Raw genomic sequence first — 21,060 nt, 5'->3', positions numbered from 1 at the left:
ATCTGCCTCTCCCAGACTCTAGGTTCACAGTTTCAAGTGCAGTTCCACGGTTGAGCCGTGGGCTTTCACACCTGACTTACGAACCCGCCTACGCGTCCTTTACGCCCAGTGATTCCGAGTAACGCTTGCACCCTCCGTATTACCGCGGCTGCTGGCACGGAGTTAGCCGGTGCTTATTCCTGTCATACCGTCATTATCTTCCGACAGAAAAGGAGTTTACACACCGAAATGCGTCATCCTCCACGCGGCGTTGCTGCATCAGGGTTTCCCCCATTGTGCAATATTCCCCACTGCTGCCTCCCGTAGGAGTCTGGACCGTGTCTCAGTTCCAGTGTGGCTGATCATCCTCTCAGACCAGCTACGCGTCATCGCCTTGGTGGGCCATTACCCCACCAACTAGCTGATACGATACAGGCCAATCCCTTGGCGGAATAAACCGTTTCCCTATACGACTTGACGTCCTATAGGAATATGGGGTATTAGCAGCCGTTTCCAGCTGTTATCCCCCTCCAAGGGGCATGTTACCTATACATTACTCACCCGTGCGCCACTTAGCTGACACTCGAATCCCCCGAAGGTTCATCGAGCCGTTCTCGTTCGACTTGCATGTGTTAGGCACGCCGCCAGCGTTCACTCTGAGCCAGGATCAAACTCTCCATAAATGGACAATTTAAACCTTGTCGACTGTTTGTGTTGACTTTTACTTGAAAGTCACAAAAGCTTAAAAGCTCAAAGGTTCTTACTTATCTCTTACTTGGTTGTCAAAGATCTCGTCTGTCACTCTCGCAAATGACTCACTCACGACCTCTCGAAGTCCCTTACTCAAGGGCTCCATCGTTTGTGGACGGGAATTATAGCACCATACAAACCTCTTGTCAAGGGTTTTTTCACCGAATTTCGGAAAAAATTCGAAAATTCGAAAATTTTCGATATGATCAGTAATTTATAGAACTTAAATGAACGTAACCGGTTTCTGGTTCGATAGATATGTAGAAATCTCCATCGTCTGCAATAAAATGGATTCGACATGTATTATTGACGAGATCGTATATGTTGGAACCCAATGTTGATTTGTAAGGTCTTCCCAAATTATCGAAAGCGATATGTTTGTTATTTCCGCATGAACTGGAGAGTATTACATTATTGATACCGAATTTTTTTGTAATCAGGATTTCACCACTTTGGTCATTCGACAAATTACAACTATTGGATGTAAAAAGGTGTTTGTTGTCAGAGGGATTGATCGCAGCTTCAGAATTTCCGATACCTCCACCATGATCTAAATCATGTCCTACAACATAGTACCAATCGTAGCTTCCGGTACATTGCCAAAAGCCAATCTGCCATCTCTCTTTGTACCATTCATTTTTCTGTGGATCATAGCGATCGTCTATCATTGCAAGATGCTGTGTATAACGAATATGAGATATTATCTGGTCGGCTGCTTCTCTTAGTTTGCTATCACTGAATCTTGGAATCATAACGATAGAAAGGATGGCAACTATTACAATTACTGCAATAAGTTCAAGTATAGTAAAAGCGTTTTTCATGAAGAAACCCCGGGTATAACTGGTTTACGCCAATTATACCACAAGGTCAAAAGGGAGAATTACTGGATCTTCTCCGCGGGTTTTACGTCATATAGAATATCATCCATCGGATGTCTGTACATTGGCATCGCCAAGCGTTTTTCATCCAGGACATGTCCAATGAATCCGATGGTTCGTCCGAGAATAAAGAAAGAGTTGAGTGTACCGCTTTCGATGAACTCGTTGATTTCTTCTTCACTATATCCAAGCGCTCGCCACATATCGACCATGAGAATGCCGATCGTTCCGTCAACGTTTAGGATCAGGTTGTCTTTTTTGGACGTCGTCAATTGTTCGACTTCAAGCGCATACTCGAGAAGTGATGTGCTTGGGAAATACTCTTTTGCATATTTTTTCAGGCCCTCGACACGTTTGTCCGGATTTCTGAGTGACTTGATTCGGTGTCCAATACCCGGAATCGGAATCCCCTGTTTTTTCATATATGCAAGGAATTCCTGCGGTGTCATATTGTTGTCGTTGGCATATTTGAAGTATTTTGCCGCACCGTCGATCGCACCACCAAATCGTGGTCCAATGGTGAGAAGTCCGGTAACCAGCGATTCAACAACGGACTTGCCTGCACGCGCAGTGACTTTGGCGTTGTGGGCACCGGAAACAGCCGGACCGTGGTCTGCAACGGTTTTGATAACGGTTTCGATAAAGTCGGTCGCCCATTTAGGATAAACTTTTTTGAACCATAGGAGACTGACTACATCTCCGATGCTTTTACCGGTATCCGGCGTTGCAACAGAGCTGATCGGGTATCCTGCATAGGTTGCTTCTTCACCACGGTCATCGCTGATCGTACAGATGAAATTTTTCGGTTTGCGGTTAGCCGGAATCTTGCGTACTTCAGGCTCTTCGATCTCCTGAATGATGCCCTCTTTTTTAAGATCGGTATAGACCTGATGAATCGTCTGTGGCAGATCGTTGAAGCTGTTGGGCACATGAATACCGGCTTCACGCATCGCAGCATTTTTCGCCTCAGCCGTTTCGCGCTCGGCATTCGCACTTGCACCTGCATGGCCGAACTGTACGCCGCTGCTGAAGTGTTTGGCGATTGTACCGATACACCATGCGATGATCGGTTTTTTGATTTTACCGGATTTGACCGCTTCGATCACTTTGTACTCTTCCGTACCACCGACTTCACCCAGGAGAATCATGTATTTGACATCCGGGTTCTCTTCCATGCGAAGGAGGTTGTCGATAAAGACCGATCCTACGAAACGGTCACCGCCGATCGCAACACCCTCTGCAATACCGTCGGCATTCAAAGAGATGATGTTACACAGTTCGTTGAAAAGACCACCTGAACGCGTTACAAGGCCTGCACTTCCCGCTCTGTGGAGTTTGGAGTTGATAATATTCTCAATGGTACCGCCAATGTTTGCGATTTTGAATGCACCTGGAGTGATCGCACCGACAGTCGCGGGTCCGATAACCAGCGTTCCATTGTCTCTGGCTGCCTGATTCATCTTGCGTGCGAGTCTTTCCGGAATACCTTCCGCTGTAACCATGATAACGCGGAACTGGTCACCCATGTTGATCGCTTCCATAGAGACGTCATACGCCGTACGGAACGATGCGAAGTTCAAAAGGACATCCGCATTTTTATGTTCGGCAACCGCATCCGCCGTAGATTTGTAAAGCGGAACCATGATCTCATCCGGTCCATAAAAGAATTTCTCGAATTTGTTGGAACTTGTCGGAGCGACGATCGCCGCTACCGAAGGTTTTTCACGTCCAATGACGTAGTCATAATCCAACATACGCTGAATCGCGCTTTTGTTGTTGTTCCAGAAAATCGCTTGTGTGTCTTTTGTAAAAAGTCTGCTGCTCATCTTCTCTCTCCCTTACTTCTCAAGTGCCATACGTACGATATCGGTTACATGAGTATCCGGTCCGTAGACTTCCATGTAAAGCCCCAGTCTCTCGGCCGCTTCTTTGATATCCTTGAGACCTTTTTCATAGTTCGGTCCACCACGTCGTACATAGATTTTTGTATTGTGCGCTTTCAATTTATCCGCATATTTTTCGAGTGCTTTGATAATTCCGGTAAATGTTTTCGCAACGTCGGTAAAGTTTGCAATCGCTCCACCGATGATGAGAATTTTGCCACGGGGATCTTCATAACGTGTCATCAGATCGAAAATCGTTTCTGCATAGAACTGTGTTTCGCTCTCTGTCGGTCCACCTGAATATTCACCATAGTTCGCAAGATCTTTAACACCCGCGAGATCGGCAATCGTATCGGCGTAGACAACGGATGCTCCACCGCCGGCAACCATCGTCCAAATACGACCTTCAGGGTTGAGAATCGTAAGTTTCAACGAGGCACCTGATTTCGCATCGGCCTCCGCGATAGCTTTCTCTTCGGGAGATTGATCTTCCATGCCAAACGGGGTCGGGAATTCGATGTCGCCCCACTTGTCTTTCATCAGGAAGCCTGCCGTATCGTCAAGGCGTGCGACCAGGTCAAGGATATGGGCATTGTTTTCGATCATGACGATCGGGTTGATCTCAAGATAGGCGAAGTTCAAATCGCGGTAGAATTTAAAGAACTGAATCGCGAAAGAGGCAAAACGCTCTTTGTTTTCTTCCGGAATGCCTTCAGGTACACTTGCATGAATGGCACGTTCCATCTCATTGTCCGACATGTTGATAGGAATGCGGACTTCATTGACTTTCTCTTCCCAACCTTCTTCAACTTCCATACCGCCTTCGGCTGACATATAGAGCACATCGTCATTGTCGACGACCGTTGCGGAAATGTAGTACTCCTGCTCCTGTGTATGCGGAGTGAACGGCTCAACGATAAAGTGCGTCAACATCCCTTTCTGACCGGAAAGCAACGTCACTTCATGGCTCTGTTTCTCTTCGATCCACTTTGCCGCATCTTCGAGTTTTACATCACCGGGCTTTTCAACCTTGAAAAGAACCAAACCATTTTTACCGCGCTTGCCGAAAAGCATATCGGGTTTGACAACCAGTGGTTCTTGATTGAGCCACTCGAATCCATGCTCTTTCGCTTTTTCACGTAACTCATCCGCACTCGTAACCAGTACAGATTTGAAATCGTAGTGAAAGCCATCAAAATATTCGTTCCAATGTTTGGCGAAAATGGCTTTGCCGTCATACTCTCGTATCGCTTTTTGAGCCATCACAACTCCTTATGATTTTTATTTTATGAGTTTAGCACTATTTTTTGTATCAGACGCTTTATCTCAATGCGATTGAAGAAAAAATCGATTAATTGTTTATTTTCGAAACATAACAGCTTTTGAGTACCCTGTTTTTGTATCGAATCGAAACTTTTTTACAACCTTTACACATTTCCGTTTTGAGTTCCGATAAAGGATCGGATGTTAAACCATGATATCGCAATTGTAACTGCAGCTCTTTTTTCTTTGTCTGGATCCCATGTATACCCTCTTTTTTCAATGCCTCTGCACACCAATACGGATAGTAAAATGGTGCGGCGAAGTGTTTGTGTGGCTTTTCCAGAACAAGAAACAACGGCTTGTGAAAAAGAAGGAGCAACGTATTGAGAAGCAGCACCGAAAAGACAACGCCAGCCAAAAGGAGATAACGCTTCCTGAATTGCGGCAAACGGACTCTAAAGGTCTGAAAAAAGAGTCTGACCATCAAAGGAATCGCAACGATAACATAGGGTGCAAAGTCCTGAATGGGAATCCGCTGGCGTAAAGAGATCGTCAGAGACAATATCAATACTGTAAAACTGACATGCCAGATGATGTTTTTATCACCCTTGAGCAGGATGCGATACATCGCATAAAAAAAGTAGAGAAACAGCAAGGGAGAAAAAATGGCAGCGTAGAGCCCTATCGTATCGGCAAAATAGTTGACCGGTTTTCCGTGCATATCGATACCGTAAATACTGACGGAAGCTCCGAACAGCACAGAGACAAGCAAAAGCATTATGCCATCTCTTCTCCAGAGAGCATAGGTAAAAAGTGCAAAATAGAGAATGACACTGCTTTTATCGACAAAAAGAAAGAGTGGCAGAAGCAGAAAGGCTGCAAACTTTTTCCTCTCGAGGAAAAGAATCAAAAACCCCTGGTAGAGTGCCAAAATGATGCCGGTAGAAGTGGCGAGAACCGCCGAACTGACGATGCCGGGAAGAAAAAGAAAAGTGATAAAAGATGTAAACAGTGCAATCTCATCTTTAAGAAAATATTTCGAAAGCCGATAAAAAAGTGCGAGATTGACAAGGTGGATGATCAGAAATGGGAGACGGATATTTAAAAAATCGCAAGAAGGGAAGAGCGTTTTTCCCCCATGCATCAACAAATTGACAAGGTTTTGGCCGGAATAGTAGAGTTTCGCTTCATTCGGGCCGATGGGAAGCCCCCAAGCGACCCATATCAGAACGACAAGGTGAACGAATAGAAGAATCGAGACGAAGACTCTAAGCCTACTCATCAGAGTTTGAGGAAATTGTCCAGCATGAGGTGACCATATTCACTCATGATCGACTCGGGATGAAACTGTACCCCATAAACCGGATACCCGTCAATCTGAAGTGCCATAATCTCATGATCGTCATGACTGTAGGCTGTCGCGATAATATGATCCGGTAGGCTCTCTTTCTCGACGACGAGTGAGTGATAGCGTGTCGCAATAAACGTTTCTGGCATAAATTTAAAAATCGGTGACTCGATATGCACTTCCATCTGAGATGTTTTGCCGTGCATCAGATTTTTTGCCCGCACAACTTTGCCTCCGAAAGCCTGAGCGATCGTCTGATGTCCCAGACAAATACCGAATATAGGTAACTCTTTGTGGAATCTCTCTACAACTTCCAGGCTTACACCTGCCTCGTTCGGCGTGGCGGGACCGGGTGAAATGATAATCTTTTCAGGATTCAGTGCCTCGATCTCATCCACGCTTAATTCGTCATTGCGGATTATTTTGAGATCGGCACCGAGTTCGAGGCAGTATTGGACGATATTGTAGGTAAAACTGTCGTAGTTATCGATCATTAAAACCATGAAAAACCCTTTACCGAATAGTAGGTGCATTATATCGTTTCAAATCTTCATTCCAAAAAAAGTCGATCCATCCCTCGGCCTTTTTGAACTTGTAGTCAGGTTGAAATTTCGCATCCGTCTTGTAAAAGAGTGTGGCCGTTTTAAACGAAACATCGGGATAATTCGACTTCAGCTTTTCCATAACGGCCAAAAGCGTATCGCCGCTATCGGCGATATCGTCAACGACTAAAACATTCCGACACTCCGATAGGTCCGGGAGATTGAAAATACGAGGCATCCCAAGCTTTTTTGTATCCTCGTACCCAATCGCGTTGATTACGTATACGTTTCGGACACCCCAGTATTCGCCCAGCATATGGGCCATCGTCATACCACCTCTTGCAATGGCGACGATCGCGTCGAATCTTTCGTCGATCGAATCGGCAAGTGCGTGCAGATCTTTCGCGAATGTTTCGTAGTCGTATCGGATTCGTTCCATCACCACGCTTTCAGTTCGTTGTAGAGGCTGTCGCGCTCAACGGGAACGAAACCGCTGTCTTTGATGAGATGGACGAACTCGTCGAGCGGCATGCCATGTGCGCTTCTCGCCCCTGCCGCCGCCTGGATCGATTCGCGCTCGATCGTCCCGTCAAGATCGTTTGCACCGTACTCTTGGGCGATGAGCGCCAAGTTGATCGTCGCAGTGACCCAGTAGGCTTTGAGGTTTTGGATGTTATCGAGTACGATACGGCTTATCGCCATCGTTTTGAGTATCTCTTGGCCCGTCGGGAAATTTTCGACTTTGAGGTAGTTGTTCTCTTTTTGGTACACCAGCGGAATGAAGCAATTGAACCCACCTGTTTCATCCTGCAAGGCGCGTAGGCGCAGCATATGGTCAATGCGGTGTTCACGCGTTTCAATATGACCGAAGAGCATCGTCGCGTTGGACTTTTTGCCCCGTTGATGCCATTTACGGTGGATATCGAGCCACCCGTCGGAAGTCACTTTCCCCTTGCAAATGTAATCACGAACCTTCTCGTCGAAAATCTCGGCACCGCCGCCGGGCATCGAGTCGACACCGTTTTCGACCATACGGTCGAGCACTTCGTCAATACTCAGCCCATACTCTTCGGCCAGAAAATTGATTTCCGCAGCCGTCAGCGCTTTGACATGGATATCGGGCAGCTCCTCTTTGATCGCTCTGAACATTCCAAGATACCAGTCGAGCCCCGCTTCAGGATTGTGCGCGGAGACGATGTGTACCTCTTTGGCACCGTTTTTCCATGAGTGTTTCGCAATTTCGACGATCTCTTCGACGGGCATCGTATAGGGGTTTGGATTTTTTCGACTGGCGCTGTAGGCACAAAACTTGCAGATATCTTTGCAAATATTGGTGGGGTTGATATGGCGGTTGATGTTGAAATAGGTTTTCTTACCATGCAGGGCCTTGCGCTTTTCATCGGCAAGGCCACCCAGTGTAAAAAGATCGAGTTCATAGAGTTCAAGCGCATCCTCAAGACCGATCCGCTCGCCGCTGCGCACTTTTTCCACTACGTCCATACCATACACCCCAATGATAAAATTTTCGGTATTATATCCAAAAAGAAAAGGCGCTGACGCGATATGGATCTGAACATTGAAATAGAATCGCTTTTGGACCAAAACGCTCCGGATTTCAAAATTTCAAAACTTTTGAAGCAGGCGATCAAAGAGTATCTCGACAATCTAGAAGAGATATTCAAAGAGACACAGGGAAAAGCGTTTCTGGTACATCACACCCGCAAGATCGACCAGTTTCTATCGATTATCTACAAGGTTGTCCTTCGTAAGATGTTCCGCGAATTTCAGCCGATGAGAAACTCCGTTCCCATCGCACTTGTGGCGCTTGGAAGCTACGGCCGCGAACAACTTTGCGTACACAGCGATATCGACCTGATGATCGTCTACAAAGAGACTCCCGGCTACAATATCAAAGAGATTATAGAGAAGATCCTCTACATCGCATGGGATGCCGGCTTTCATCTGGGGCACCGCGTCCATGAAATCTCTGAACTGCCAGACGTTTCCAAAACCGACATCACAATCAAAACGGCCCTTCTGGAATCGCGTTTCATCATCGGCTCCAACTTCATCTGGATGGAGACACAACGGCAGTTTGGTGTCATACGAAGAGATGACCCGAAAATGTATGTACTCGCCAAACTCCAGGAAGCCGAAACGAGACATCGGAAGTTTCCCATCTCGATGGAACCCAATATCAAAGAGTGTGTCGGCGGCATGAGGGATGCGAACCTCGTCTTCTGGATCGCGTCGGTACGACACAATGTTTTCCGCTTACGAGAGCTGGTGGGATCGGTTATCGATGAAACCGACTATACCGAATACCGCTCAGCACTCGAATTTATATTCCGCGTACGTGCGGCCCTGCATCTGAGCGCCGGGAAAAAAGAGGATACCTTGCGGCTCGATCTCGTCCCGAATGTCGCCAATCTCCTGGGCATCGAAAAAGGCAAGCCGCAAAAAGCCCAGAAAGAGCTGGTAAGTCGCACTTTTCATGCCCTGGATACTATCCGAAAAAAGACTGCCTACTGGAGTGGTCTTCTCGGCAAACCCTATCTTTACGATGCGACACATATTCCGCTTTTACGAAAAGAGTGCATCGAGCCGGGTATCTTCCGGTGTCAAGACACCCTCTATGCCCAAAGAGATTTGAAACCCAAAACCTTTCTCTACTACCTTAAACTGCTGCTCAAAGAGGCATACCGCTATCCGGTCATCGCCGACGCCTCATTTTGCCATCTTATCGACAGAACCGAAATACCGAAGACAAAAGGCAAGCAACTCATCAGCGCCATCCGTCAGATTTTCTACATGCCATACAGCGCGTCGATCATCGATACACTCTTTAAAAGCGGGAAACTTCCCAAAGCGATCACGCCGCTCAAACGGGTGATGTACCTTCCACAATTCGATGGCTATCACCATTATCCGGTCGACATCCACTCCATCCAGACGCTCGCTATACTCGACCGGCTCGAACACGAGATCCTGCAACCTCTTTTCGAAAAGCTGGACAAAGACTCCAAAGCGATGCTGAAACTCGTTGCGCTTTTACACGATGCCGGAAAAGGAAGAGTGCGCGACCATCGCGAAGTAGGTGCCGACCTCTTCAAGATCTATGCCAAAAAACTGGGTTTTTCCGAACCGCTTATCAAAGAAGGGATACTGCTCATTCGCCATCATACCCGGATGACCAAAACAATCCACAACGAAGATATCTACGACGAATCAACCGTTTCCAAATTTGTCGCGCCATTGAGTACCCAAAAACTGCTCGACATGCTCTTCATTCTAACCTACTGCGATGTCAATGCCGTGGGTGAGGGGGTCTACAACGCCTTTACCGACAGAATGCTCAAAACACTCTATTTCGCCGCCTCGGAGATTCTCGAAAAACCGGCGATCATCGACGAAACAGCCAAACGCCTGCGCCGAGAACAGGCGCTCAAAAAACTCTCCGCGTTCCAAACGCTTCCCCGTTCGATGCAAAAGAAAATCCTCTCGATCGAATCAAACCTCTTTTTCATCAAACATACGGCCAGAGAGATTCTCGACATCGCCGTGCAAGCCAGAGGCATACTCGACTATGCGATGGAGATCGACACCGGCGAGACGCTCAAAATCGAAATTTACAGAAAAGTGCCGATCAACCTCGGCTTTCTACTGGGTAAACTGAGCCACCTCGAACTCGTCGGCATGGAGATCTTCAAACTCTTCGACGGAATCAAATATTTCGTCCTCGAGTTCAACGACACCATCGCCAAAGACGAAATCCCGATGGTCGAAGCGATCATCCACGACTCGTTCGATATGGGAAAAACGATCAAACTGGCCAAACCGAAGATCAAACCCAAAGAGATCACGATCGATTGCGAACACTCCAAAAGCTACGCGACGATGCAGATCAAAACATCCAACCAGCGGGGATTGATGGCCTATGTCGCCCACTATTTCGACAAACTCGGCGTCGATATCGCATCGGCTGTCATCACAACCCGCAAACATCGTGTCAACGACTTTTTTCTCATCGAGAAAAACGGGAATTTCTGTACAAATAAAGAGAAGATTTTAAAGGAGTTGGTTGATACGTGATTTTAGCAAGAAGGTACGCACTTCAAGCGTATCATCCCACCCTTCGAGCGCCGCAGCGCCCTCTCCAAGGCGGAAGAAAGTGATAAAGAGCGACAGCGAATATCGCCCCCAGTCCGTCACTCAGCATATCTTTTTGAGCATCCCAAATATCGCCTTGGGAACCGAGAAACGCTATACCCGTCTCATTATCGGCCATTACTGCGAACCACCACTCAACAATCTCATACAGAGCCGCCACACTCAAAATAGCGAAAACCCCGAATAGATATGCAATCCAGCGTCGCGTCACGTATGCTTGACGACAAAGAAATTCGACGATCGCAAAGGCATAGAATCCGACACTGAAATGTGCGACTCTGTCAAAGTTGTTGCGTTCAAACCCAAAAAAGTCGGTTACCCACTCAAAGGGTACCCGTTCAAAGGTATAGTGGCCTCCAAGTGTATGGAGAAAAATCAATATGCTCATCAAGAAATAGGCCGTATTGGAAAAACGAAATTTCGAATAGGTGACAACGAGAAGTAATACGATGAGTACGATAGGAAGATTTTCGCTGAACCAAATCTCACGATTGTAGGGATCAGTTGCCAATACGCCAAACCAAACCAGATAAAGTCCCAGTAGAATATGGGGAAAATATCGATGCATATCGAAAACCTTCAACAGAATTTTTCAATCATAGCATATAAAGACCTATGCCATTGTGAAGTGATCGGAACAAAGTGTTTGTCCCGCGTCTATTGAAGTCGGGGAGAAGTTCTCTATGGATCCGGCGAGTGCCGGATCTGAAGATTTTAGCTGCAGCCGCAGCCACCTTGGTTTTGGCCACCCTGCGGCTGTGCGCCGGTTGAGCAGGCGGAGACGCCCGGAGGGGTCGTCGGCTGGATCGCTTCGTTGCTTACGCCACCCTCTTCGTTGATCTGTTCGATCGTATTCCAAAGATCTTCGGCCGCTTTGATATAGCGCTTCGCCGTTTCACTTTCGGGATAGTGGTAGGTGATCGGCTTCCCTTCGTCGCCACCTTCGCGTACCGCCGGCTCGATCGGAATCTGTGCGAGAAGTTTGCTGCCGTACTCTTCGGCGACCGCAGCTGCCGTACCGCGTCCGAAGATATCACTCTCGGTCCCACAGCTCGGGCAGATGAAGCCGCTCATGTTTTCAACGACGCCCGCGATCGGGATATGCAGTTTCTTGAACATATCAAGGCTTCGGCGCGAGTCGTCGAGAGAGACTTTCTGCGGTGTCGTAACCGTGATGCCGGCCGTGACCGGAACACTCTGCGCCAGCGTCAGCTGTGCATCGCCCGTTCCCGGCGGCATGTCGATGACAAGTACGTCAAGATCGCTCCAGAGGATATCGCGCAGGAACTGTTCGATCGCCTTCATGACCATCGCACCACGCCAGATGAGCGACTGCCCCTCTTCCATCAGAACGCCCATACTCATCACTTCGACACCATAGGCGTTGATCGGCTTCACTTTGTTGCCGATGACATCCGGACGCATATCTTCCACACCCATCATTCGCGGCACGTTCGGACCGTAAATGTCGGCATCGAGAAGGCCGACTTTTTTACCCTGCATCGCCAGAGCGATCGCGAGGTTGACGGAAGTCGTCGATTTACCGACGCCACCCTTGCCTGAGCTGACCATAACAAAGTTCTTGACTTGCGGGGCGATATTTTTGCCATGACTCGATGTTTCGCGCGGCATTTTCGGCTGCATGATCATCGGAATCACTTCCGTCGCACCCGCCATTTCCAGTTTCGTTCTAATCTCATCCTCGAGCGCTTTTTTCACTTCCGGTGCACTCGATGTGATTTCGACCGTTACGGCCACACGGCCACCGTCGATCTCGATACCCTTGACGAATCCGAAGGTTACAATATCTTTCGTAAATCCCGGATAGGTTACCGTTGAGAGTACCTCTTTGACTTGACTTTCTGTCATTTTCATCCTTTATTGAAATTTTCTTTTCACTACAAAAGATGAGATGCTTGGAGCGGAAATTCCTCGCATCTCATAAAAAGTTCTGAAGTTTATGTTAACTAGACTTTATGAAACGTAAACATTTCAACTAAATTTTCGATTTAAATTTAACTCGCGACATGACTGAAATCGACATTACCTTCCATAATATCCTGGCTGATTTTGTAGCTGCAGAATTTCGGTCCGCACATCGAGCAGAACTCCGCCTCTTTGAAAACATCCTGCGGCAGTGTCTCGTCGTGATATTCGCGGGCCCGGTCGGGGTCGAGCGCCAGTTCGAACTGTTTGTTCCAGTCGAACGTGTAGCGTGCGTCGCTCATCGCATCGTCGATATCGCGCGCACCCTTGCGGCCGCGGGCGATATCGGCGGCATGCGCCGCGATTTTGTAGGCGATGATCCCTTCGCGAACATCCGCAGCATTCGGCAGTCCAAGGTGCTCTTTCGGCGTAACGTAGCAGAGCATACTGGCACCATGCCACCCGCCGACCGCCGCACCGATGGCGCTGGAGATATGGTCGTAACCTGCAGCGATATCGGTAACGAGCGGCCCGAGAATATAGAACGGCGCTTCGTGGCAGTAGTCACGCTCGAGCTTCATGTTGCGCTCGATCTGGTTGAGCGGAACGTGGCCCGGCCCTTCGATCATTACCTGCACATCCTTCTCCCACGCACGGAGCGTCAGCTCGCCAAGCACTTTGAGTTCATTGAGCTGCGCATCGTCGCTGGCGTCGTAGAGACATCCGGGGCGTAGGCTATCGCCGAGCGAAAGAGAAACATCATACTTGCGGCAGATATCGAGAATATCGTCATACGCTGTGTAGAAAGGATTCTCTTTATGATAGTGCATCATCCATGCCGCCATCAGGCTACCGCCGCGACTTACAATCCCCATTTTACGTTTTGCTACAAGTGGCATGAAACGCAAAAGAAATCCCGCATGGATCGTGAAATAGCTGACTCCCTGCTTCGCCTGGCGTTCGATGACATCGAGCATCGCATCGATCGTAAGGTCCTCGATCTTATTGTTGCAATCGTGCAGAATCTGATACATCGGAACGGTGCCGATTGGCACCTCTGCATGCTTGATCACCTCTTCGCGGATCATGTCCAGGTCACCGCCGGTGGAGAGATCCATAATGGTGTCAGCACCATATTTCTGACACACTTTGACCTTTTCGACTTCGCCCTCTGCATCGCTAGCGACGGCAGAGGATCCGATATTTGCATTGATTTTGCACGTCGCCCCCATACCGATCGCCATAGGTTTTTGGTGAACATGGTTGACGTTGGCCGGAATGATCATCCGTCCACGTGCCACTTCGCTTCGGACAAACTCCGGATTGAGTTTCTCTACCTTGGCGACATACGCCATCTCTTCGGTTACGATGCCCTGCTTGGCATAATACATTTGTGTTCGAACTTTATCGTTTTCACGTTTTTTGACCCATTCGCTTCTCATGGTTGTCCCTCCTACATTGTGACTGGCCTTGCGCAGTCAAGTCCCAAAAATTATCACAAAAAAGATAAAAGCAAGCTTTTCTAATGTATACTTTCGTAACACATAGGGCTTTTTAGGAGAAAATTTGTCTGATTTAACACTGGTGCTTCTCTCTGCCGGAGAGGCAACACGTTTTAAAAAACCCGTCAAAAAGCAATGGCTCCGTGTCGGAAGCGAACCGCTTTGGTTCCGGGTGGCCAGAACATTCGAGTCTATGGGACTCTTTCAGAAGATCGTCATTGCCGCTCATCCCGACGAAATCAATTATATGAAACGATTCGCAAACTATACTTTCGTACAAGGCGGAGAGAGCAGGCAAGCATCCCTTCAAAACGCTCTGGCGTCAGTCGATAGCACGCTGGTACTCGTAAGCGACGTAGCACGCGCCTGTGTAAGCCGCAAGATCTGCGAAGCACTGCTGCGAGCGATCGAAACGGCGGACTGCGCCGTTCCCGTTCTTCCCGTAAACGATACGGTCTACTACGAGAATGAACCGATCGACCGTTCGAAACTTCTACGTATCCAGACGCCGCAACTCAGCCGCACCGAAAAACTGTTGGCCGCCCTTTCACAACCCGGTGAATTTACCGACGAGAGCAGTGCGATCCATCACAATGGCGGAAAAGTCGCATTTATCGAAGGGGACGAGTCACTTCACAAACTTACTTTTGCCGACGACATCTCCCACCTTCCCTGCCTCGAAGCACCGGACACAAGCCTCTGTTTTACAGGAAACGGCTTCGATGTCCATGCATTCGAAGAAGGGAAAAGAATGGTTCTCGGCGGCGTTCAAATCGATGTGCCGTATGGTTTCAAGGCCCACTCCGACGGTGACGTCGCGATCCACGCCCTAATCGATGCACTCATGGGTGCTGCCGGTATGGGCGACATCGGTGAACTTTTTCCAGATACCGATCAGGCATATGCAGGGGCCGATTCCGCACAACTTTTAAAACGGGTCGTCCAAAAGATTCACCACTACGGCTTCGAGATAGTCCATGCCGACCTGACGATCATGGCGGAGGTACCGAAACTCTCCCCTTACAAATATGAAATGGCACGAAGAGTCGCCTCATTGCTTCAGGTAACACCGGATAGAATGAATGTCAAAGCGACAACGACGGAAAAACTCGGTTTTATCGGACGCAAAGAGGGAGTTGCCGTCAATGCGACAGCAACGCTTAAATATTTTAACTGGACATTATCATGAAAATACTCATCGTCGAAGATGAAATCTACCTCGCGCAGAGTATCGCAGGAAAGCTGATCGATTTCGGCCACGAATGCGATATCTTCACCGCGGTCAACGATGCGCTCGACCAGACGGAGCGTTACGACGTCATCCTGCTCTCGACCAATCTCTCGGGACAGGACTTCTACGCCGTTATAAAAAAGTTTGCCGATGAAATCATTCTCCTGATGGTTTCATACATCAGTAACGACACCGTCACCGATCCACTCAAAGCGGGTGCACACGACTACATCCAGAAGCCGTTTATGATCGAAGAGCTGATACGGAAAATCAACCATTTCCACAGCTTCAAACAGCTGCAGAAACGGTGCGAGCTCTATGAGGATTACCTCGATCATCAGCTCAAAAACATCCAACTTCCGAACCCCATGAAAAAAACACTTCCACTCATGGTCAAAACGAATTACCAAAAGCAGGCCGATGCTTTCGCTTTCGCTCTTGCGGAAGAGCTTGGACGGCCGCTCAAATATCTTCCACTCAGCAACAGCGCCTCTCTGAGTGCCCTTGAACATTTGGAGAGCGACTCTATCGCCTATATGCCTGAGTTCCAAATGCTGAAAAAGAGCGAGCGCGAAGCGTTTCTGGAAGCGTTACAGGACAGAGACGTCATCACTTCGACTACAGAGAACTTCGAAGATGAAAGAGTGGAAACGATCGAACTGGTCAGCGAGCACAAGATATTCGACCGTACGGAGATTCTGACGATCGATGATTATGTCAAATTCATCATTCACAACTACCAAAGCAAGTTCCCGGACACCGAGTTGAGCAAAAAGCTCGGAATATCGCGCAAATCACTCTGGGAAAAGAGGAAAAAGTATGGCATATTCAAGAAAAAGTAAAAAGGCGCTCTTCATCGACCAGGAGGCGCTTTCGACCCTCGCACTGGTGCAGGAGGGGTTACTGCATCCTGTCGACGGATTGATGGATGAAAAAACTTCCGAAGAGGTCAACCATACCAAGTGCTACAAAGGGCACAGCTTTCCTTTCTCTTTCATTCTCGCCCCCAAAGGGCGACGAAACGAAGAGGTTTTAAAGGCACTGAAACCCGGAGAGATCGTCGACCTCTTCGTCAACGGCAAACCTGTCGGATGGCTCAAGGTCGACGAAGTGTTCAAAATCGATCCGGAGGCACGCGTCCAGGAGATCTACGGTACCCAAAACGCATCTCATCCAGGCGTCCAGGCGACGATGAAACGTCTTGGGCACTACGCCGTAAGCGGAAAATACCATGTGGAGTATCCATCTCTGCGAAAAATCAAAGAGCAGATCACAGTGGCGAAAAACCGTATCGGAGCGAAACAGACCAGTGCACTGATGATGGCAGCGCGTCCCCTGCACCGGGCGCATGAACGTCTCATCCGGACCACACTCGACCGCTCAGACCTGGTTGTAATTTTCCTCTTCAAACCCTATCAGGAGGACAGTACCCTCCCTTACGAGCTGCGCTACCGCTCGATGGATTATTTCGTCAAAAACTATCTGCCTGCCAACCGCGTCGTGATCGTACCGTTGGAGTACACCTACATCTTCGCCGGTTACAACGAAGTGATCCTCGATGCTCTTGTCGCAGAAAACTTCGGGTGCGACGAGCTGGTGATCGGCCAGAACCATGCCGGACTCGGCTCCTTTTACGACAAAAACCGCATCCAATCGGTTTTCGACCATCTCAAAGGATTCGAGATTCAGATCCATACAGCGCCAGAGTACGCTTACTGCGATATCTGCCGCACACTCGTCAGCAGCCGCACCTGTCCACATGGCGAGCATCACCATATCTCCTATCATGCCGACTCGATTCTCGAGCTCTTGAAAAAGGGGCTTCTTCCACCGGCCGTACTGATCCGCAAAGAGATTTCGGCGATGATTTTGACCCACCTCTTTCCCAATCGCTTCGAAAACCTGGAAAAAATCTATTACGACCTGATGCCTGGGTCTGGTCTGCTGGAGAGTCAGAGCGAAGAGGATTTTTACATCAAACTGATGAAGCTCTATCAAACCACCTCTTTGAAATGATTGAAGATGGAGAATGGAAGATGAATGTTTCAGAAAAACTGTTTCTCGCCGGTTTGGGAAGCGGGCTTCTTCCCAAAGCACCCGGAACATGGGGGACGCTCGTCGGCCTTCTCATCGGTATGGCCATACTCTCCTATTTTCCGATCGAAACGCTCTTTCTTTTGACGATACTGGTGACGCTTATCGGGGTTCGCGAGATCAACCGCTACGAGCTGCGGAGCGGGATCCACGACGACAAGCGCATCGTCATCGACGAAGTCGCCGGCATCTGGCTGGCACTCTGCATCAGCGGGATCTCGTTTCCCGCCCTCATTTTGAGTTTTCTCTTTTTCCGTACCTACGACATCTGGAAACCCTCCATCATAGGACGCATCGACCGCGAAGCTCCCGGTGGCTGGGGCGTCATGGGTGACGACCTCGTCGCGGGTGCCGCGGCGGGATTTTCAAGTGCCCTCGTAATGCAGGTGCTTCTGCATTATCACATGCTAGGATAGCCAATGCCACTGCCCGATCTATTCATCGAGCGGTTTCGCGCCATCTATCCCGACGATGCCGACACACTGCTTGAAACCTTCGAGCGCCCAAGGCGGGTCTCCTTCCGCATCAATCCGCTCAAAACGGATACCGATACCGCACTGAAACAGTTGGATGAAGAGGGGCTCGAACCCGAACCGGTGGCTTGGTACCCTTACGCATTCAGCGTCGAAGCGAAGATGCGCGACACATTGACCCATTCACGCCTTTTCGATAGGGGGGATATCTATATCCAGAGCCTTTCATCAATGCTCGCACCACTCATACTCGGTCCAAGACCGGGCGAAACGGTGCTCGACCTGACGGCGGCTCCCGGCGGAAAATCGCTGATGATGGCAGCCATGATGCAAAACGAGGGTTGGCTGTCGGTCGTCGAACCGGGGAAAGATCGTTTTTTCCGTCTCAAAGCCAACCTCGAGCGAGGCGGTGCCACAATCGCCCACCACTACATGGCGGACGGCCGCGGCGTAGGAAACAAATGTCCCGCCATGTTCGACAGGGTTTTACTCGATGCGCCCTGCTCTACCGAAGCGAAATTCAAGACATACGCTCCACAAACATACGCCTTTTGGAGCGAACGCAAGATCAAAGAGATGGCAAAGCTGCAATATCGGCTGATGGAGTCGGCGATAAAAAGTCTGAAACCGGGTGGAAAGCTCCTCTACGCCACTTGCTCATTCGCCCCGGAAGAGAACGAAGCCGTCGTCGACAAAGCCCTGCACAAACATCCGGAGATTCATGTCGAACCCATCGAGATACCGATAGAAAACATTCACCCCGGAGTCACGCAATGGAAGAAAAAAAGATTTAACCTCAACCTCTCCAAAGCTGTACGTATTCTTCCCACCGAATCAATGGACGGCTTTTTTCTCTGTCTCCTCAAAAAAGTCTAACATACGACTACAGTTTGTCTGCTGCGTATGCTTCGAACTCTTCCAAAGGAAGTGGCTTGCTGAAGAGATACCCCTGATAGATTTTACACCCCATATCTTCGAGAAGCTCTTTCTGTTCGGCCGTTTCGACCCCCTCGGCCACTGTTTCGAGCCCCATCGATTCGGCAATAGCGATCGTAGCCCGAACGATCGCTTTATCGTTGTCGTCTTCAATGATATCCCGAATGAACGAGCGGTCGATCTTCAATTGGGTGAGCGGCAACTTTTTCAGATAGGAGAGAGAAGAGAAACCGGTTCCGAAATCGTCCAGTGATATCTCGATACCGATCTTCTTGAGCCTGTTCATTTTCTTGACTACTTTATCGAAATTGTCCAGAAAAAGAGATTCCGTAAGCTCCAGTTTCAGCATATGAGGCCTTACACCGTACTTCTCGATCTTCTCTTCGACACTCTGAACAAACGATGGAGACATGAACTGTTTGACACTGATATTGAGACTTATCGCGAGATTGTTGAAACCTTCGATCCCCGACCAAATTTTCAAACGATTACAAACTTTCTCGAGCATAATATCGCCGAGTTTGATGATCTGTCCACTCATCTCGGCTACGGGAATGAATTGATCCGGGGTAATCAAGCCTTTAACGGGATGATTCCAGCGACAGAGCGCTTCGGCGGCTTTGATCTTTCCTTGCATCGAGAGTTGCGGTTGATAATGGACTTCGATCTCGTTCCTGCTGAACGCTTCGTTCAGCTGATGCTCCGTTTCGATCTGTTTATCAACATTCTGCTGCATTTTTCTGTTGTAGAACCTTATGCAGTTTCTGCCGGAATTTTTTGCCTCGTACAAAGCGATATCGGCATGCTTCAGAAGTTCGTCGGTCGTTCTGACATCCCCTTTGAAAAGCGTTATACCCATACTGCATTCAGGATGGATTTTCATCTTCATTGGTTCGGGTAACCAGAACTGTTCTTCTACTTTCGAGCGGATGTTTTCCGCCCATTTTTCTACCTCCAGCCCCACCTTCTCGGCCGTGCCTTTCAGATTTGTCAGAAGAATGACAAACTCGTCCCCTCCGAATCTCGAAACCGTGTCACTTCTTCGGATCGAATCTTTTATCCTTGTCGCTATCTCTTTGAGCAGCCTATCTCCACTATCGTGGCCGGCCGTGTCGTTGATCTTCTTGAAATTGTCGAGATCCATGAAAATAAGGGCGCCGTAATTGCCGTTCCTGGCGGAAAAATGCATCGCCTGTTCAAGATACCTGGTCAACAGCCTTCTATTCGGCAATCCCGTGAGAACGTCGTAGTAGGCGAGATACTCGATCTTTGTCTGAGCCTCTTTCATCTCGGTGATATCCATAATCGCACTGATACGGACCCGCTTTCCGAAAAGTTCGAGGTTTTTTCCTCGCGCAATCACGGGAACGCGCGAACCGTCTCTTCTCATAACGATCATCTCGTAAGGCTCCGCCGAGTCGAGTCGTATTTTCTCTTTGACGATATCGAACGATTCCGGTGCGACGAGATCGTCGAGGGCGTGTTTGCCAATCAGCTCCTTCTGCGAATAACCGGTAATTTTCGCCGCCATTTCGTTGACCTGAATACACCTTCTTTCGCTGTCGAACACGAACAATCCCTCGATCGTTGCATTGAGGAGTTGTTCGAACGTCTCGTTCGACTTTTTGATCTGCCGTTCCAGCTCTTTTTGACGCGTGATATCCCGCGCACTTCCCACCGTTCCGAGAAGTTTGCCTTGCTCGTCGAAGAGAGGTGCCTTGTGCACTTCGAGATAGAGCATTTTTCCTTTCACGTTGCCATACTCTTCGAATCGCATCGGCTTCATATGTTCGAGCGTGATGAGATCGGTATTGAAACAGAGTTCTCCGAACGTATGCCACTCCTGATTTTCCGGATGCTTTCGGCGTTCTCTTTCGGCGAAAAAAATATCCTGCTTCCCTATCGGCTCTTGCGTATCTTTCGCCATGAGAAGATTTTCACAAAGGGCACGGTTGGCGAAAAGATACCGCCCTTCAATATCTTTCGCCCAGAGCATATCCGGCAGATTGTCCGCCATCAATCGAAAAAACCTGTCGTTTTTAATTATTTTGTCGTTTTTATCAAAACCCATTTTCCTCTCAACCT

At 48.6% G+C, this 21,060-nt stretch carries 17 protein-coding genes and 1 rRNA gene (1 of these 18 running past the window's edge); 6 read left to right on the top strand and 12 right to left on the bottom strand.

Features of this window, described 5'->3' with window-relative positions; genetic code table 11:
- The 8 genes from QUD54_RS11015 to mqnE form a co-directional block, all read right to left on the bottom strand.
- Positions 1 to 662 (bottom strand): 16S ribosomal RNA (locus QUD54_RS11015); it reaches 867 nt to the left of the window's first position.
- A 273-nt stretch (positions 663 to 935) separates the two neighbouring features.
- On the bottom strand, positions 936 to 1,550 hold the full coding sequence (locus tag QUD54_RS11010) for a pilus assembly FimT family protein (RefSeq protein ID WP_286336782.1): 615 nt from the start codon (positions 1,548 to 1,550) through the stop codon (positions 936 to 938).
- Between the two features lie 59 nt (positions 1,551 to 1,609).
- Positions 1,610 to 3,433 carry a citrate/2-methylcitrate synthase gene (locus tag QUD54_RS11005; protein ID WP_286336781.1) on the bottom strand — a complete coding sequence of 608 codons (1,824 nt, stop codon included), beginning with the start codon at positions 3,431 to 3,433 and terminating at the stop codon, positions 1,610 to 1,612.
- Positions 3,434 to 3,445: 12 nt separating this feature from the next.
- Entirely contained in the window at positions 3,446 to 4,753 is a 1,308-nt protein-coding gene (locus QUD54_RS11000) for an ATP citrate lyase citrate-binding domain-containing protein (protein WP_286336780.1), read from the bottom strand.
- An 88-nt stretch (positions 4,754 to 4,841) separates the two neighbouring features.
- Positions 4,842 to 6,035: a hypothetical protein gene (locus tag QUD54_RS10995; protein WP_286336779.1), complete on the bottom strand. Its 1,194-nt coding sequence runs from the start codon at positions 6,033 to 6,035 to the stop codon at positions 4,842 to 4,844.
- A complete protein-coding gene (locus QUD54_RS10990; protein WP_286336778.1) occupies positions 6,035 to 6,604 on the bottom strand; it encodes an anthranilate synthase component II in 570 nt (189 codons plus the stop codon). Before QUD54_RS10990 ends, QUD54_RS10995 begins: the two co-directional genes overlap by 1 nt.
- 10 nt (positions 6,605 to 6,614) lie before the next feature.
- Complete coding sequence (locus tag QUD54_RS10985) at positions 6,615 to 7,082, bottom strand: phosphoribosyltransferase (RefSeq protein WP_286336777.1); 468 nt, start codon at positions 7,080 to 7,082, stop codon at positions 6,615 to 6,617.
- Positions 7,082 to 8,143 (bottom strand): aminofutalosine synthase MqnE, encoded by a 1,062-nt coding sequence (gene mqnE, locus QUD54_RS10980; protein ID WP_286336776.1) that lies wholly within the window; start codon positions 8,141 to 8,143, stop codon positions 7,082 to 7,084. The genes QUD54_RS10985 and mqnE overlap by 1 nt, the downstream gene beginning before the upstream one ends.
- Before the next feature lie 63 nt (positions 8,144 to 8,206).
- Between mqnE and QUD54_RS10975 the strand changes: the two genes are divergently transcribed.
- Complete coding sequence (locus tag QUD54_RS10975) at positions 8,207 to 10,735, top strand: [protein-PII] uridylyltransferase family protein (RefSeq protein WP_286336775.1); 2,529 nt, start codon at positions 8,207 to 8,209, stop codon at positions 10,733 to 10,735.
- A gap of 31 nt (positions 10,736 to 10,766) precedes the next feature.
- Here the strand turns inward: QUD54_RS10975 and QUD54_RS10970 are convergent, their stop codons facing one another.
- The 3 genes from QUD54_RS10970 to thiC all read right to left on the bottom strand — a co-directional run bounded on the left by QUD54_RS10970 (position 10,767) and on the right by thiC (position 14,181).
- Positions 10,767 to 11,381: a DUF2238 domain-containing protein gene (locus QUD54_RS10970; protein ID WP_286336774.1), complete on the bottom strand. Its 615-nt coding sequence runs from the start codon at positions 11,379 to 11,381 to the stop codon at positions 10,767 to 10,769.
- A 146-nt stretch (positions 11,382 to 11,527) separates the two neighbouring features.
- Positions 11,528 to 12,682, bottom strand: coding sequence for an Mrp/NBP35 family ATP-binding protein (locus QUD54_RS10965; RefSeq protein ID WP_286336773.1), 1,155 nt, complete (start codon positions 12,680 to 12,682; stop codon positions 11,528 to 11,530).
- 146 nt (positions 12,683 to 12,828) lie between these two features.
- Complete coding sequence (gene thiC / locus QUD54_RS10960; protein WP_286336772.1) at positions 12,829 to 14,181, bottom strand: phosphomethylpyrimidine synthase ThiC; 1,353 nt, start codon at positions 14,179 to 14,181, stop codon at positions 12,829 to 12,831.
- A gap of 124 nt (positions 14,182 to 14,305) precedes the next feature.
- Between thiC and QUD54_RS10955 the strand changes: the two genes are divergently transcribed.
- Genes QUD54_RS10955 through QUD54_RS10935 form a run of 5 tightly spaced genes read left to right on the top strand, consistent with a single transcriptional unit; the run spans position 14,306 to position 18,915 of the window.
- Positions 14,306 to 15,430, top strand: a complete 1,125-nt coding sequence (locus tag QUD54_RS10955; protein WP_286336771.1) for a bifunctional 2-C-methyl-D-erythritol 4-phosphate cytidylyltransferase/2-C-methyl-D-erythritol 2,4-cyclodiphosphate synthase — start codon at positions 14,306 to 14,308, stop codon at positions 15,428 to 15,430.
- A complete protein-coding gene (locus tag QUD54_RS10950) occupies positions 15,427 to 16,314 on the top strand; it encodes a response regulator (RefSeq protein WP_286336770.1) in 888 nt (295 codons plus the stop codon). The genes QUD54_RS10955 and QUD54_RS10950 overlap by 4 nt, the downstream gene beginning before the upstream one ends.
- Positions 16,292 to 17,488 carry a sulfate adenylyltransferase gene (locus QUD54_RS10945; RefSeq protein WP_286336769.1) on the top strand — a complete coding sequence of 399 codons (1,197 nt, stop codon included), beginning with the start codon at positions 16,292 to 16,294 and terminating at the stop codon, positions 17,486 to 17,488. Before QUD54_RS10950 ends, QUD54_RS10945 begins: the two co-directional genes overlap by 23 nt.
- A 20-nt stretch (positions 17,489 to 17,508) precedes the next feature.
- Positions 17,509 to 17,982, top strand: coding sequence for a phosphatidylglycerophosphatase A family protein (locus tag QUD54_RS10940; protein WP_286336768.1), 474 nt, complete (start codon positions 17,509 to 17,511; stop codon positions 17,980 to 17,982).
- Between the two features lie 3 nt (positions 17,983 to 17,985).
- Positions 17,986 to 18,915 carry an RsmB/NOP family class I SAM-dependent RNA methyltransferase gene (locus QUD54_RS10935; protein WP_286336767.1) on the top strand — a complete coding sequence of 310 codons (930 nt, stop codon included), beginning with the start codon at positions 17,986 to 17,988 and terminating at the stop codon, positions 18,913 to 18,915.
- A gap of 7 nt (positions 18,916 to 18,922) precedes the next feature.
- On the opposite strand, the gene QUD54_RS10930 is transcribed toward QUD54_RS10935, so the two are convergent.
- On the bottom strand, positions 18,923 to 21,046 hold the full coding sequence (locus QUD54_RS10930) for a sensor domain-containing protein (protein WP_286336766.1): 2,124 nt from the start codon (positions 21,044 to 21,046) through the stop codon (positions 18,923 to 18,925).
- Positions 21,047 to 21,060: the final 14 nt, after the last annotated feature.

Source organism: Hydrogenimonas cancrithermarum (assembly GCF_030296055.1).
Lineage (GTDB): Bacteria > Campylobacterota > Campylobacteria > Campylobacterales > Hydrogenimonadaceae > Hydrogenimonas > Hydrogenimonas cancrithermarum.
Note: the sequence above shows the minus strand (reverse complement) of the source record. Positions and strands in the feature narration are given on the sequence as shown.

Coding starts and splice junctions, on each gene's coding strand:
- QUD54_RS10985 (WP_286336777.1), bottom strand. CDS start 7,082: ATGGAACGAATCCGATACGACTACGAAACATTCGCGAAAGATCTGCAC.
- QUD54_RS10950 (WP_286336770.1), top strand. CDS start 15,427: ATGAAAATACTCATCGTCGAAGATGAAATCTACCTCGCGCAGAGTATC.
- QUD54_RS10940 (WP_286336768.1), top strand. CDS start 17,509: ATGAATGTTTCAGAAAAACTGTTTCTCGCCGGTTTGGGAAGCGGGCTT.
- QUD54_RS11005 (WP_286336781.1), bottom strand. CDS start 3,433: ATGAGCAGCAGACTTTTTACAAAAGACACACAAGCGATTTTCTGGAAC.
- QUD54_RS10970 (WP_286336774.1), bottom strand. CDS start 11,381: ATGCATCGATATTTTCCCCATATTCTACTGGGACTTTATCTGGTTTGG.
- QUD54_RS10935 (WP_286336767.1), top strand. CDS start 17,986: ATGCCACTGCCCGATCTATTCATCGAGCGGTTTCGCGCCATCTATCCC.
- thiC (WP_286336772.1), bottom strand. CDS start 14,181: ATGAGAAGCGAATGGGTCAAAAAACGTGAAAACGATAAAGTTCGAACA.
- QUD54_RS10990 (WP_286336778.1), bottom strand. CDS start 6,604: ATGGTTTTAATGATCGATAACTACGACAGTTTTACCTACAATATCGTC.
- QUD54_RS10945 (WP_286336769.1), top strand. CDS start 16,292: ATGGCATATTCAAGAAAAAGTAAAAAGGCGCTCTTCATCGACCAGGAG.
- QUD54_RS11010 (WP_286336782.1), bottom strand. CDS start 1,550: ATGAAAAACGCTTTTACTATACTTGAACTTATTGCAGTAATTGTAATA.
- QUD54_RS10975 (WP_286336775.1), top strand. CDS start 8,207: ATGGATCTGAACATTGAAATAGAATCGCTTTTGGACCAAAACGCTCCG.
- QUD54_RS11000 (WP_286336780.1), bottom strand. CDS start 4,753: ATGGCTCAAAAAGCGATACGAGAGTATGACGGCAAAGCCATTTTCGCC.
- mqnE (WP_286336776.1), bottom strand. CDS start 8,143: ATGGACGTAGTGGAAAAAGTGCGCAGCGGCGAGCGGATCGGTCTTGAG.
- QUD54_RS10995 (WP_286336779.1), bottom strand. CDS start 6,035: ATGAGTAGGCTTAGAGTCTTCGTCTCGATTCTTCTATTCGTTCACCTT.
- QUD54_RS10965 (WP_286336773.1), bottom strand. CDS start 12,682: ATGACAGAAAGTCAAGTCAAAGAGGTACTCTCAACGGTAACCTATCCG.
- QUD54_RS10930 (WP_286336766.1), bottom strand. CDS start 21,046: ATGGGTTTTGATAAAAACGACAAAATAATTAAAAACGACAGGTTTTTT.